Annotated in this window: 9 protein-coding genes; 3 read left to right on the plus strand and 6 right to left on the minus strand. The window is 58.9% G+C overall.

Annotated elements, in window-relative coordinates; all coding sequences use genetic code 11:
* Positions 1-312: 312 nt before the first annotated feature.
* The 5 genes from paaK to paaG are packed head-to-tail and all read right to left on the minus strand — an operon-like array spanning position 313 to position 5686.
* Positions 313-1623 carry a phenylacetate--CoA ligase PaaK gene (gene paaK, locus QZ534_RS00745; protein WP_296930173.1) on the minus strand — a complete coding sequence of 437 codons (1311 nt, stop codon included), beginning with the start codon at positions 1621-1623 and terminating at the stop codon, positions 313-315.
* A gap of 60 nt (positions 1624-1683) precedes the next feature.
* Positions 1684-2931 carry a 3-oxoadipyl-CoA thiolase gene (gene pcaF / locus QZ534_RS00750; protein ID WP_296930176.1) on the minus strand — a complete coding sequence of 416 codons (1248 nt, stop codon included), beginning with the start codon at positions 2929-2931 and terminating at the stop codon, positions 1684-1686.
* Positions 2928-3374: a hydroxyphenylacetyl-CoA thioesterase PaaI gene (gene paaI, locus QZ534_RS00755; RefSeq protein WP_048495923.1), complete on the minus strand. Its 447-nt coding sequence runs from the start codon at positions 3372-3374 to the stop codon at positions 2928-2930. Before paaI ends, pcaF begins: the two co-directional genes overlap by 4 nt.
* A complete protein-coding gene (paaH, locus tag QZ534_RS00760) occupies positions 3371-4891 on the minus strand; it encodes a 3-hydroxyacyl-CoA dehydrogenase PaaH (protein WP_296930184.1) in 1521 nt (506 codons plus the stop codon). Before paaH ends, paaI begins: the two co-directional genes overlap by 4 nt.
* 3 nt (positions 4892-4894) lie before the next feature.
* Positions 4895-5686 carry a 2-(1,2-epoxy-1,2-dihydrophenyl)acetyl-CoA isomerase PaaG gene (gene paaG / locus QZ534_RS00765; protein WP_296930187.1) on the minus strand — a complete coding sequence of 264 codons (792 nt, stop codon included), beginning with the start codon at positions 5684-5686 and terminating at the stop codon, positions 4895-4897.
* Positions 5687-6070: 384 nt separating this feature from the next.
* On the opposite strand from paaG, the gene paaY reads away from it, so the two are divergent.
* Positions 6071-6670 (plus strand): phenylacetic acid degradation protein PaaY, encoded by a 600-nt coding sequence (paaY, locus tag QZ534_RS00770; RefSeq protein WP_296930190.1) that lies wholly within the window; start codon positions 6071-6073, stop codon positions 6668-6670.
* Positions 6671-6699: 29 nt separating this feature from the next.
* On the opposite strand, the gene QZ534_RS00775 is transcribed toward paaY, so the two are convergent.
* Positions 6700-7152: an Lrp/AsnC ligand binding domain-containing protein gene (locus QZ534_RS00775; protein ID WP_296930193.1), complete on the minus strand. Its 453-nt coding sequence runs from the start codon at positions 7150-7152 to the stop codon at positions 6700-6702.
* 159 nt (positions 7153-7311) lie between these two features.
* Here QZ534_RS00775 and QZ534_RS00780 point away from each other — a divergent pair, with 159 nt between their 5' ends.
* Together QZ534_RS00780 and putA are read left to right on the plus strand one after the other, a co-directional pair.
* Positions 7312-10806: an NAD-glutamate dehydrogenase domain-containing protein gene (locus tag QZ534_RS00780; protein ID WP_296930195.1), complete on the plus strand. Its 3495-nt coding sequence runs from the start codon at positions 7312-7314 to the stop codon at positions 10804-10806.
* A gap of 169 nt (positions 10807-10975) precedes the next feature.
* On the plus strand, positions 10976-14605 hold the full coding sequence (gene putA, locus QZ534_RS00785; protein WP_296930198.1) for a bifunctional proline dehydrogenase/L-glutamate gamma-semialdehyde dehydrogenase PutA: 3630 nt from the start codon (positions 10976-10978) through the stop codon (positions 14603-14605).
* Positions 14606-14618 lie beyond the last annotated feature (13 nt).

Below are 14618 nucleotides of genomic sequence, written 5' to 3' on the forward strand. Positions count from 1 at the left end.
GGATCGGGCTTGTTGTTCTGTTGTCCGTGAACACAGAGCCCTCAGTAACGACTGAAGGCCAATGACTCCATATTATATGATACTGAATAAATATCAAGAACTGTCTTTGTGTGTCATGTTATATCTAAAAGATTCCTTGGATGATCTTATAGTGCTGATTTGCATAATAAAAAATATGATACGTGCAGAAATGCTATTGAGATCAGCAAAAGGAAAGTCAAATTAAATCGGCAATTCTGTGGTGAGGATCGGGTAAGGGCGTGAGAGTCAGACCCAGTGTCTGCGGTCTGACTCTCTGCCGGGCATGCAGGCTTACTTGTTGCGGTTGTCGAACACTCGCTTGGCCTTGCCTTCGGAGCGGGCCAGACGATTGGTTTCCACTACTTCGACACGGGTACTGATGCCGATGTAGGACTTGATGTGGTGTGTCAGTTCCTTGGCTGCTGCGGCGCGACTTTCGGGGGTATCCGTGGCGCCCGGTTTCAGCTCGGCCCGGATATCCACACAGTCCAGGTTGCCTTCCTTGTAAACCTCGATCTCGTAGTGGGGCGCCAGCGCGTCGCACTTCAGTACCTGCTCCTCGATCTGGCTCGGGAACACGTTCACGCCACGAATAATCAGCATGTCGTCGCTGCGACCGGTGATCTTGTCGATCCGGCGCATCGGGCGGGCGGTGCCCGGCAACAGGCGTGTGAGATCCCGGGTGCGGTACCGCAGAATCGGCAGTGCCACCTTGGTCAGTGAAGTAAAGACCAGCTCGCCGTATTCACCGTCTGGCAGTACTTCGCCGGTATCCGGGTTGATGATTTCCGGGTAGAAGTGGTCTTCCCAGATGGTGGGGCCATCTTTCGTTTCAATGCACTCCATGCCCACACCGGGACCCATGACTTCCGAGAGGCCATAGATATCCAGTGCCTCGATGCCAAGGCGCTCTTCGATCTCGGTGCGCATGGCGTTGGTCCAGGGCTCTGCGCCGAAAATACCAAGGCGCAGAGGCAGCTTGTGGGGGTCGATACCCTGGCGTTCCATCTCATCGGCAATGTTCAGCATGTAGGACGGCGTGACCATGATGATGTCTGGCTCGAAGTCCTTGATCAGCTGTACCTGCTTCTCGGTCTGGCCACCGGACATAGGGATGACGGTGCAGCCCAGGCGCTCGGCGCCGTAATGGGCGCCCAGGCCACCGGTGAACAGGCCATAGCCATAGGAAACATGTACCTTGTCACCCCGGTAGCCGCCGCCGGCCCGGATGGAGCGGGCGACAATGTCGGCCCAGGTGTTGATGTCGCTCTGGGTGTAGCCAACCACGGTTGGCTTGCCAGTGGTGCCACTGGACGCGTGCACGCGAACCACGTCGGACATGGGTGTGGCAAACATGCCAAACGGGTAGTTGTCGCGCAGATCCGCCTTGGTGGTAAATGGCACCTTGGCCAGATCGTCCAGGGAGCTGATGTCCATGGGCTTCAGGCCGATGTCATCAAACGCTTTGCGATAGAACGGCACGTTGGTGTAGGCATGGACCACACTCCAGCGCAGGCGTTGCAGCTGTTCGTGGCGCAGCTCATCGATGCTGGCGGTTTCCATGCGGTCAAGTTTGCCAAGTTTTTGCAGTGGTAAGGTCATGAGTCTGTCCTGCGTTGTTCTTGTCGAGTAATGGTCTTTGTTCAGTTCCGCACGGTGGCCTCAGGCCACCGCATCCGTCCGCTCAATGATCAGGGCGATGCCCTGGCCAACACCGATGCACATGGTGCACAGGGCATACCGGGCTTTCTGGCCCGCGGCGTGGCGGCGTTCCAGTTCGTTCAGGGCGGTAGTGACCAGCCGGGCACCGCTCATGCCCAGAGGATGGCCCAGGGCAATGGCGCCACCGTTCGGGTTAACGTGCTCGGCGTCATCCGGCAGGCCGAGATCCCGGGTTACCGCCAGGGCCTGGGCTGCAAACGCCTCGTTCAGTTCAATCACGTCCATGTCGGCCAGTTCCAGGCCGGCCGTGGCCAGGACCTTGCGGGTGGCCGGTGCCGGGCCAAAGCCCATGATCCGTGGCTCCACACCGGCCGTTGACATGGCAACGATCCGGGCGCGGGGCTTGAGGTTGTACTTTTTGAGAGCGTCGGCTCCGGCCAGCAGCAGGGCACAGGCGCCATCGTTGACACCGGAGGCATTGCCAGCGGTGACCGTACCGCCTTCACGGAACGGCGTCGGCAGCGAGGCCAGTTTTTCCAGGCTGGTTTCCCGGGGATGCTCATCGGTATCCACCACGAGCGGGTCCTGCTTGCGACGGGGAATGGTCACCGGCGTGATTTCAGCGGCCAGCCGGCCTTCCTTCTGGGCAGCAGCGGTACGCTGTTGACTGCGCAGGGCGAAGGCATCCTGGTCTTCCCGGGAAATGCCGAAATCGGCGGCAACGTTTTCCGCTGTCTCGGGCATGGAATCAATGCCGTACTGCTTTTTCAGGACCGGGTTTACAAAGCGCCAGCCGATGGTGGTGTCGAAGATTTCCGCCTTGCGGCTGAAGGCTGACTCGGCCTTACCCATAACGAAGGGAGCCCGTGACATGGATTCGACGCCGCCGGCAATCATCAGCTGGGTCTCGCCGGTGCGAATGGCGCGGGCCGCACTGCCCACTGCATCCATACCGGAACCGCACAGACGGTTGATGGTGCTGCCAGGTACATCGACGGGCAGGCCTGCCAGCAGCAGAGACATGCGGGCAACGTCGCGGTTGTCTTCACCGGCCTGGTTGGCGCAGCCGTAGAGAACGTCGTCAACTTTCGACCAGTCCAGGTCCGGATGGCGTTCGGTCAGCGCCTTGATGGGAACAGCGCCCAGATCATCTGCGCGCACGGCGGAAAGGGCGCCCCCGTAACGGCCGATTGGGGTGCGGATGGCATCGACGATGTAGGCGTCTTTCAGGGTGTTGTCGGTGCTCATGCAGTTTCCTCCGAATTGCGTACGGTGCCACGAACCTCATAGGAACGGCCCCGGAACAGGGCAACCTTGCGGCCGTCCTGGTTGGTGAGTGTAATGTCGTAAACGCCGGTTCGGCCGCCACGGGCCTGTTCTTCGGCGGTGGCGGTCAGGCGGTCGCCTTCTTTGGCGCCGTACATGTAATCAATGCTGCAACCGGAGGCAACGGTGGCCCGGTCGTAGCTGTTGCAGGCAAAGGCAAACGCGGAGTCGGCCAGGGTAAACAGGTAACCGCCATGGCAGGAGCCGTGGCCCTGGATCATGTCGCCGGTCACGGTCATGGTGAGGACCGCTTTACCGGGGGCTACGGATTCAATGTTCATGCCCAGCTTCTGGCTGGCGCGGTCCCGGGCAAACATGGCTTTCGCGCATTCTTCGGCGAGTGTTTGCGGATCCATCTCGCTCATGAATAAAACCCCTTCTGTGCAAATGCGTTCTTCCGGAGCAGCAGGGCAGGCCGATAGCGGTCTTCTGCGTAGCTGTTCTGGATGTTGGTGAGCACCTTGAACACGTGCCCGGCGCCAAGACGGTCGCTCCAGCTCAGGGGGCCATCGGGATAGTTCAGGCCCGCTTTCATGGCCAGGTCGATATCGGCGACCGTTGCCACGCCGTGCAGGGCCGCATCGGCGGCTTCATTGGCCAGCATGGCGACGGTGCGCATGATGACGAGTCCGGGGCGGTCTGCGATCAGGCTGACTTCGATACCCGCTTTCTGCAGTAAAGCACAGGCAGAGGAAACCGCTGCCTCGGAAGCCTGATCGGCAGGCGCCAGGGCAAGCCGGCTTGCTTTGCTGTAGTCAAAGGCCAGGTCAAACAGCACCAGGTTGGCTATGCCCTCATTGGCGGCACGCTCGGTAGCCATCCGGCCGTCGGTGAGTGCGAGTACCGCATCGCCAAAGCGGATCTGGCCTGGGCCGTCGCGTTCGATAACGGTCAGCCCGGCAGCCTTCAATCGATCCAGCAGCGGCGCGGCCGCACCGGCGTTGCCTTCGGCAATGACCACGGTCTCATCCGATTGATGCGCTGGCTCGGTCTGAGGCTCGGGCTTTTCTGCGCCCTCGCCATAGGGGTAAAACCCCTGGCCACTCTTGCGGCCGAGGCGACCTGCTTCCACCAGTTCTTTCTGGATCAGCGATGGCAGAAAGCGTGGGTCCTGGTAATAGGAATTGAAGACAGAGCTGGTAACGGCGTAGTTGACGTCGTGGCCGATCAGGTCGGTCAGTTCAAACGCGCCCATCCGGAACTGGCCGGCTTCACGGATAATGGCATCCAGCGTGGCGGCGTCGGTGGCCTGTTCCTGCAGCAGGCGCAGGCTTTCCGCATAAAACGGACGGGCCACGCGGTTGACAATAAAGCCCGGGGTAGACGTTGCATACACCGGTTTCTTGCCCCAGGCAGTTGCTGTGGCGTGGACGGTGTCGGCAACGGCTTTGCTGGTGGCCAGCCCCATCACGACTTCAACCAATGCCATAAGTGGCGCCGGGTTAAAGAAGTGCATACCCACAAGGCGCTCGGGCTTGTTCATTTCCGCGCCGAGGGCGGTGACAGAAATGGAGGAGGTGTTGGTGGCGAGGATCGCGTCTGCGGAGCACAGATCTTCCAGGTTCGCCAGAAGCTGGCGCTTGATCTGGAGATCTTCGATGATAGCCTCGATCACCAGCCCGGCATCGGCCAGGTCATCCAGTTTGGCCACCGGTTGAATACGGCCGATCACATCATCCAGCTCCTGCTGCTGCATCTTGCCTTTGTCGACACGACGCTGGAGCTGCTTCGCAATACCGTCACGGCCGGCCTCGGCGGCTCCCTCTCTCTGGTCGTGCAGGTAAACCTGATGGCCTGCCTGGGCGGCAACCTGGGCAATGCCCGAGCCCATGGCGCCGGCGCCGACGACGGCAACTTTGGTTTGGGTATCCAGTGCCGGCATGGCTTATTTCCCCTTGAAGTTCGGCGTGCGTTTTTCCATGAAGGCAGCAACGCCTTCACGGTAGTCTTCGGTCTGCCCTGCTTCGCGCTGCAGATCGCGCTCCAGATTGATCTGCTCTTCAAAGGTGTTGCTGGCGCTGGCGTGCAGAGCCCGCTTGATAAGCGCAAGACCCTTGGTCGGTTGGGTCGCGAAATGACGGGCAAGTTTCATGGTCTCTTCCATGAGCTGCTCGTTATCCACGCACCGCCAGATCATGCCCCAGCTCTCGGCCTGTTCGGCGCTGATCTTGTCGCCCAGAAGCGCCATGCCCTTGGCACGGGCCATGCCCGCTACGCGAGGCAGTGTCCAGGTGCCGCCAGAATCGGGAACCAGGCCCAGTTTGCAGAAAGCCTGAACGAAATTGGCCGAGCGGGCCGCGAGGGTAATGTCGCAGGCCAGGGCAATATTGGCGCCGGCACCGGCTGCCACGCCGTTAACGGCACAGAGCACGGGCATGGGCAGATCACGCAGGCTACGCATCAGCGGGTTGTAGTAGTTCTCCAGGGACGCGCCCAGATCCGGCATCTCCTGATCCGGGGATACGCTTCGGTCGGCGAGATCCTGTCCCGCGCAGAAGCCCCGGCCAGAGCCGGTGATGACCAGCACGCGGACAGACTCATCCTTGCGCACGGTGCTGATGGCCTCGCGCATGCGCTCATGCATTTCAACGTTGAAACTGTTCAGGTTGTCCGGACGGTTCAGGGTAAGCAGAGCCACGCCCTGATCGATTTCAAGAAGAATGCTCGGCTGAGTCATGGCGGTATGTCCTGTTGTTTGTTGTAGGGGGATAGCGTGAAAGGTGTGTTGAATCGGCACACTGCTATCGAATGTGGCAAATGAGTATATCTTAGAATTGATACTCGTCAAGGACTGTGCTTGCCTGGTTCTGTATCACTTTGGTCGGATTCAATGGTGCGCCCGGTGTATCTTTATGAAAAGTGGGCAAAAATTTGAATGGTCTTCCTCGCTGGCATAACGGGAACGGCGAATTTCGCATCGGAATCGGCTGCCAGAGTATGAAAAAACTCCCGGAAAAGGATAATGTGATACAGAAAATGAATCACAAAGACTTTTCGGGTCCCATGTTACAGCAGGCTTTGCCGCTGACTGCAGCTGGACCCTGCCAACCAGGAGATCGCTATGCCCAGTTACAGTATAGAAGGGGTTGTTCCCGTCGTTCACCCGTCTGCCTACGTGCATCCCACAGCCGTGCTGATTGGCGATGTCTGGATTGGCCCGGATTGTTACGTGGGGCCGGCAGCCTCGTTACGAGCGGATTTCGGGCGGATCGTTCTCAAGCAGGGTTCCAATGTCCAGGATACCTGCGTGATGCACGCTTTCCCGGGAATGGACACGGTTGTCGAGAAGAATGGCCATGTCGGGCACGGGGCGATTCTCCACGGCTGCATTGTTGGTGAAGATGCCATGGTAGGAATGAACGCGGTGGTCATGGATGAAGCCCACATTGCGCCACGTTCGATTGTTGGCGCCTGCGCCTTCGTAAAAGCGAAGTTTACCTGTGAGCCGGGCTCGCTGATCGTTGGCTCACCGGCCAAGGTCATGCGGATGCTCAGCGAAAAGGAAATCGCCTGGAAGAAGAAGGGTACGGAAGAATACCAGCGTCTGACGCTTCGGTCCCTCGCCAGCCTGCAGGAAGTTCAGCCGCTTGCGGAAGCCGAGCCGGATCGCGCCCGTGTGGATGCCAGCGGCTACAAGCCGAAGTACGAGCAATCCGAGTGACAACCGACGCCGGGTGGTACGCAGGGCTCCTACAATCCGGCGTCCTTTACATTCTCCATCACCACAAAGGTACTGGTCTGTAGCACATGGGGCAGGGCCGAAATCTCCTCCCCCAGAACCTGCCGGTATTCCTGCATGTTGCGGGTTCTGACTTTCAGCAGGTAATCGAAGTTGCCGGCGATCATGTGGCACTGCTCTACCGCCGACACGCTCTGAACGGCTTTGTTAAAGGCGGTGAGGGCGCTGCTGCTGGTGTCGTTCAACGTGACCTGGGCAAAGGCAATGTGGCTGAGGCCCAGTTTGGTCTGGTTTACCAGGGCGGTGTAACCGGTGATGTATCCGTGTTCTTCAAGCCTGCGCATCCGCACCTGACACGGCGTTTTGGAAAGGCCCACCCGGGACGCAAGCTCGGTTACCGTGATCCGGGAGTTCTTCTGTAACTCGCGGATGATGGATTGGTCTATGCGGTCCAAATCGGCCATGTTGTCTGTTCCAGGTTGAATTAACGGCTAAATGGTGTGGCAAATATAATCGAAACTCCTTTAATCTGAAACTATATGGTCCAAGTGACTTTCAGGGCTTGCGTATACTGGTAGCTGTATCAGCCCAGTGTGAACGTTGACCAAGTCCGGAGAGTTTCGATGACCGATTCCCGCGCATTACAAAAACAAACCCTGCTGGAACAGCTTGCCGATGTCCTCCAGAACCAGGCGCCCGACAACGACGACTCCCTCGAACTCCGGGAGATCGTGGCGCGGATGGTTGAAGAATCCCGATCCTGGGATGACGACCTCCACGGCGAACTGGTCCGCAGTTTCGGTGACTCGATAGGCGGGCGTTATGCCCAGGTGTTCAGCGGCGGTTTCCCCTCCGCCTACCGGGCAAGGTTCCCGGTTTCTGAAGCCCTCGCCGATATCGAACAGATCCAGTCCATTGCCGTGAGTACCGATGTCCCCATGCGCTTTTACCAGCCACGGGATCCGGCCGAGACGGGATTCCACTTCAAGCTTTACAGTGAAGGTCATCCGGTCGTTCTCTCAGACGTTATCCCGATTCTGGAAAACCTGGGAATGCGTGTTCTGGGCGAGCATCCCTACCGGGTGCGGCGCCGGGACGGTGAAACCTTCGGGGTAAGCGATTTTAACGTGGAGCTCCACGACCGGTGTCGGGCAGCCGATCTGGACACCGCCAGACCGTTGATCCAGTCGGCGTTCCGGGAAATCTGGAACGGCTTTGCCGAAAACGATGACTTCAACCAACTGATCATGCTGTGTGGCCTAGGCTGGCGCGAAGTGGCGTTGATCAGGGCTTATGCCCGCTATATAAAGCAGATTCGGTTCGGTTTCAGTCAGCCCTTCATTGCAGAAACTCTCGCTCGGCACCCGGATATTACCTCGCGGCTCGTTGCCTTCTTCTTCAGTCGTTTTGAACCGGACATCAAAGGCCGCAAAGGGAAGGTGGAGAGGCTTGAGGGCGAGCTCCGGGAAGCCCTTGAGGCCGTGGCAAGTCTGGACGACGATCGTATCCTCCGGCGTTTCTTTACGCTCATCCGGGCCACGCTCAGGACCAACTATTTCCAGGTCCGTGAGGACGGAGGGTCTCCGTCCTACCTGTCGCTCAAGCTGGATCCTTCCTCCATTCCGGATATTCCGCGCCCGACGCCAAAATTCGAGATTTTCGTCTATTCACCCCGGATTGAAGGCGTGCACCTGCGCTCCGGGCCGGTGGCGAGGGGCGGGCTTCGTTGGTCCGACCGGATTGAGGATTACCGCACGGAAATCCTTGGTCTGGTAAAAGCCCAGCAGGTGAAGAACTCGGTGATTGTGCCTGCCGGCGCCAAGGGTGGCTTCGTGGTGAAGCAGCCGCCACGTGACGGCTCGCGGGAGGCTCTGCGGGAAGAGGGTGTCGCCTGCTATCAGACTTTCATACGAGGATTGCTGGATATCACCGACAACCTGGAAGATGGTCGGGTGGTTCCCCCGCACAATGTAATTCGTTACGACGACGATGATACCTATCTGGTGGTCGCCGCAGACAAAGGTACGGCCACGTTTTCCGATATAGCCAACACTCTGGCAGCCGAATACCGTTTCTGGCTGGGCGATGCTTTTGCCTCCGGCGGCAGTGAAGGCTACGACCACAAGAAAATGGGCATTACTGCCCGGGGTGCCTGGGAGTCGGTAAAACGGCATTTCCTGGAAAAAGGCACGGATACGCAGGCGGATGAATTCACCGTCGTCGGTATCGGAGACATGGGTGGCGATGTGTTTGGCAATGGCATGCTGCTCTCGGACCGGATTCGCCTGGTTGGTGCGTTCAACCACCAGCACATATTTATCGATCCGAATCCGGATGCTGCGGCATCGTTCCGGGAACGCCAGCGACTGTTCAGCCTGCCCGGTTCCTCCTGGGCCGATTATGACACCGGGTTGATCAGCGAGGGCGGTGGGGTTTTCTCGCGATCCATGAAATCCATCCCTGTGTCGGCGCAAATGCGGAAGGTATTGGGCATAAAGGCCCGGACTCTGTCGCCGGCGGATCTGATCAGCGCTCTGCTGAAAGCCCCGGTAGACATGCTCTGGAACGGTGGCATTGGCACCTATGTAAAAGCTCCCTCGGAGTCCCACGAGGATGTTGGCGACAAAACCAATGATGCTTTGCGCATCGACAGTACCGAGCTGCGCTGCAAAGCCCTGGGTGAGGGCGGAAACCTGGGTGTTACCCAGAAGGCCCGGATCGACTTCGCACGTCGTGGCGGTTCCGTGAACAGCGATTTTATTGACAATGCCGGTGGTGTCGATTGCTCGGACCACGAGGTAAACATCAAGATTCTGCTCAACGACCTGGTGCATCGGCAGGTTATGACGCTTACTGAGCGGAACCGGATGCTCAGGGCCATGACCCCGGAAGTGGCTGAGCTGGTTCTGCGCAACAATTACCGTCAGGCCATGGCGCTCAGTCTGGCCCAGAATCCGGCGGTTGCCACTGCCGACCAGTACGATCGACTCATGCGCAGACTGGAAGCCGAGGGCAAGCTGGATCGTGGTCTGGAGTTTCTGCCCTCCGACGAGGAGCTTCAGACTCGCCGTGACCAGGGCGGAGGCCTGACGCGGCCGGAGCTGGCAGTGCTGGTTTCCTACGCGAAGATTGAGCTCAAACAGGCCCTGGTCGCATCGCCGATCGTGCACGACACGCGTTTTAACTCGGCATTGCACTCGGCTTTCCCGGCCTCCCTGCTGGCCGCCTTCCCGCAGGCGATCGAGGCTCATCCCCTGCGTGCCGAAATCTCGGCCACGCAGATTGCCAACGATATGGTGAACCGGATGGGCATTACCTGGTTCGACCGTATTCGCAGTGCCACGGGGGCAGATGCCGGCCGGATTGCTGCAGCCTACCTGATCTCCCTGCGAATCCATGACGTAGACGCCCACTGGGAGGCCATCGAATCTCTGGATGGAAATGTAAGCGCAGACGTTCAGGCAGACCTGTTTGCCGATGCCATCCGGCTGGTCACCCGCAGTACCAGTTGGCTGCTGCAAAACCGTCGGCAGGCCCTGGATCCGGTCTCCTGTATTGATCATTACCGGGGTCCAATGGCGGATGTTTTGGCTTCCAGAGACCGACTTGAATCGGTGATTCCTGCAAGTCGGTGGTATGAACGCTATGCTGAATACTGTGAGCGGATGGTTCCCGAAGATTTGGCAGCCTGGTGCGCCTCGGCGGAAAGCCGCTACTGGCTGATGGATATGATCGAGATATCCCGCCAGTTGGAGGTAAGCCTTGAGTCCGTGGCCTGGGTCTATTTCAGCCTGGGGGAAAGCCTGAATCTGACCTGGCTGGACAGGCAGATGCGGGGCTTCAGGGCAAATGGCCACTGGCAGGTTTTGGCAACCATTCATTTTCGGGACGAGCTGGATCATCAGCTACGGAACCTCACATTCAGCGTGTTGTCGGAGCCCGTTGATGGCGAAGGAACGCCGGAGAAACGTCTTGAAGCCTGGCGCGAGGACAAGCGCATGTTGTTGGGCCGATGGGAGCGAATGCTGCACGATATGCAGGCAGCCAATGATGTGGATTGCGCCGTTTTCTCGGTGGCGCATGGTGTCCTCAGAGAGCTGGCAATGAAGGCCGCGTAGAGGATATAGAGAGGCAAATCGCCCTATATTTAAGGTTTTTGAAGAAAAATATTAAATTTTTATCATCTAAAAAAGCCGTAATAGGGTGCGTGTCTTAAATTTATAGAGAAATTGTCTTTGTCGATCTCGGTAGAATGCGGGAGAGACAAACAACTACGAGGGTACAACTATGAGACCGCAGCAATCACAGACGCCCGAGCTTGTCGATAGCCGGCAGGCGATTCGTGATTATTATCTCGCTGACGAGCACAAGGTGATCCACGAGATGATTGCTGGTGCCCAGTTGTCCCAGGCCGAGCGCGACGCGATCTCTGCGCGCGCCGCCGAGCTGGTGCGCAGCGTTCGCAAGAATGCCAAGTCCACGATCATGGAAAAGTTCCTGGCAGAGTACGGCCTCACCACCAAGGAAGGCGTTGCCCTGATGTGTCTGGCCGAGGCACTTTTGCGTGTGCCTGACAACACCACCATCCACGAGCTGATCGAAGACAAGATCACCTCCGGTGCCTGGGGTACCCACGTAGGCAAGGCGTCCTCTGGACTGATCAACACCGCCACCGTTGCCCTGCTGATGACCAGCAACCTGCTGAAGGACTCCGAGCGCAACACCGTCGGTGAAACCCTGCGCAAGTTGCTCAAGCGCTTCGGTGAGCCGGTCATCCGGACTGTGGCCAACCAGGCGATGAAAGAAATGGGCCGCCAGTTTGTTCTGGGCCGCGATATCGATGAAGCCCAGGATGAAGCCAAGGAATACATGGAGAAGGGCTACACCTACTCCTATGACATGCTGGGTGAAGCTGCCCGCACCGATGATGATGCCAAGCGCTATTACGACGCCTATTCCACCGCCATTGACAGCATCGCCAAGGCAAGTAAGGGCGATGTCCGCAAGAATCCCGGTATCTCGGTCAAGCTCTCTGCACTGCTGGCCCGCTATGAGTACGGCAATAAAGAGCGGGTCATGAACGAGTTGCTGCCCCGGGCCCGTGAACTGGTCAAGAAGGCGGCGGCCGCGAACATGGGCTTCAACATCGATGCCGAGGAGCAGGATCGGCTGGATCTGTCCCTGGATGTCATTGAAGAACTGGTCGCCGATCCGGAGCTTGCCGGCTGGGACGGCTTTGGCGTGGTTGTCCAGGCCTACGGCAAGCGCTCCTCGTTCGTGCTTGACTGGCTGTATGGGCTGGCGGAAAAGTACGACCGCAAGTTTATGGTGCGCCTGGTGAAAGGTGCCTACTGGGACGCGGAGATCAAGCGTGCCCAGGTGATGGGTCTGAACGGGTTCCCAGTGTTTACCCGCAAGGCCTGCAGTGACGTTTCGTTCCTGTCCTGCGCCACCAAACTTTTGAACATGACGAACCGCATTTACCCGCAGTTCGCTACCCATAACGCGCACTCGGTATCTGCCATTCTTGAAATGGCCAAGACCAAGGGGGTGGACAACTACGAGTTCCAGCGCCTCCACGGCATGGGTGAGTCCCTGCACAACGAGGTACTGAAGGTGAGTGGTGTGCCCTGCCGGATTTATGCGCCGGTTGGCCCCCACAAGGATCTGCTCGCGTACCTGGTGCGCCGTCTGCTGGAGAACGGTGCCAACAGTTCCTTCGTGAACCAGATTGTCGACAAGCGCATCACGCCGGAAGAGATTGCCAAGGATCCGATCGTCAGCGTTGAGGAAATGGGCAACAACATTTCCAGCAAGGCGATCGTGCATCCGTTCAAGTTGTTTGGTGATCAGCGTCGCAACTCGAAAGGCTGGGACATCACCGATCCGGTCACGGTCAACGAGATCGAGAAGGGTCGTGGTGCCTACAAGGACTATCGCTGGAAAGGCGGCCCGGTGATTGCCGGTGAAGTAGCCGGCACCGAGGTGCAGGTGGTCCGTAACCCGGCCGATCCGGACGATCTGGTCGGCCACGTCACCCAGGCCTCAGACGCCGATGTAGACACCGCGATTACCTCAGCGGCGTCTGCGTTCGAGAGCTGGTCCTCAAAATCTGCTGAAGAGCGTGCGGCCTGCGTTCGCAAGGTGGGCGACCTGTATGAGGAGAACTACGCCGAGTTGTTTGCCCTCACCACCCGTGAAGCGGGTAAATCCCTGCTGGATGCGGTGGCCGAGATCCGTGAAGCGGTGGATTTCTCCCAGTACTACGCCAACGAGGCCATTCGCTACAAAGACAGCGGCGATGCCCGCGGTGTGATGGTGTGTATTTCACCCTGGAACTTCCCGCTGGCGATCTTCACCGGTCAGATCCTGGCCAACCTCGCGGCGGGTAACACTGTGGTGGCGAAGCCGGCTGAGCAGACATCCCTGCTGGCCATTCGCGCTGTGGAACTGATGCACCAGGCGGGTATCCCGAAGGATGCCATCCAGTTGGTGCCGGGTACCGGCGCCACCGTGGGTGCGGCCCTGACCTCCGATTCACGGGTGAGCGGCGTGTGCTTCACCGGCTCTACCGCGACTGCCCAACGCATCAACAAGGTGATGACCGAGAACATGGCGCCGGACGCGCCGCTGGTGGCAGAGACCGGTGGTCTGAACGCGATGATCGTCGATTCCACGGCATTGCCGGAGCAGGTAGTCCGTGATGTGCTGGCCTCTTCGTTCCAGAGTGCCGGTCAGCGGTGTTCGGCCCTGCGTATGCTCTACGTGCAGAAAGACATTGCCGATGGATTGCTGGAAATGCTTTACGGCGCCATGGATGAACTGGGTATCGGTGATCCCTGGTTGCTCTCCACGGACGTCGGCCCGGTGATTGACGAAAACGCCCGCAAGAAAATCGTGGACCATTGCGAGAAATTCGAGCGCAACGGCAAGCTGCTGAAGAAGATGAAGGTACCCGAGAAAGGACTGTTCGTTTCTCCGGCGGTGCTGAGCGTCAGTGGTATCGAAGAGATGGAAGAGGAGATTTTCGGTCCGGTTCTGCACGTTGCCACATTTGATGCGAAGAACATCGACAAGGTGGTGGACGACGTTAACGCCAAGGGTTACGGCCTGACGTTTGGCATCCACAGCCGTGTCGATCGCCGTGTCGAGCGTATTACCAGCCGGATCAAGGTCGGTAACACCTACGTGAACCGGAACCAGATCGGTGCCATCGTGGGCTCCCAGCCTTTCGGGGGTGAGGGCTTGTCTGGTACCGGTCCGAAGGCTGGTGGTCCGCAGTATGTGCGTCGTTTCCTGAAAGGTGAAACGGTCGAGCGCGAGGCGGATTCGAACGCCAAAAAGGTGGATGCCAAGCAGCTGCAGAAGCTGATCGGGCAGCTGGACAAACTGAAGGCATCCCGGCCCGAGGCTCGTATGGACGCAGTCCGGCCCATCTTCGGAAACGTTCCGGAGCCGCTGGACGCTCACGTTGAAGCGCTGCCCGGCCCAACGGGTGAAACCAACCGCCTGTCCAACCACGCCCGTGGTGTGGTGCTGTGTCTGGGGCCGGATAAGGAAACCGCTCTGGAGCAGGCCGGCACCGCGTTGTCACAAGGCAACAAGGTAGTGGTGATTGCACCGGGTGTTCAGGATACGGTGGACCAGGCTGCCAAGGCCGGACTGCCAATCACTGGCGCGGAAGGTCTGCTGGAGCCGGATGCACTGGCAACGGTCGACGGCTTTGAGGCGGTGGTCAGTTGCGGCGTTCAGTCCCTGCTGAAGGCCTATCGCGAGGCACTGGCCAAGCGTGACGGTGCATTGCTGCCGCTGATTACAGAGCACACCCTGGATCAGCGTTATGTGATCGAGCGTCACCTGTGTGTGGACACCACCGCAGCGGGCGGTAACGCCAGCCTGATTGCCGCTTCCGAATAATCGGCGGCAATCG

This window comes from uncultured Marinobacter sp., assembly GCF_913055835.1.
Classification (GTDB): domain Bacteria; phylum Pseudomonadota; class Gammaproteobacteria; order Pseudomonadales; family Oleiphilaceae; genus Marinobacter.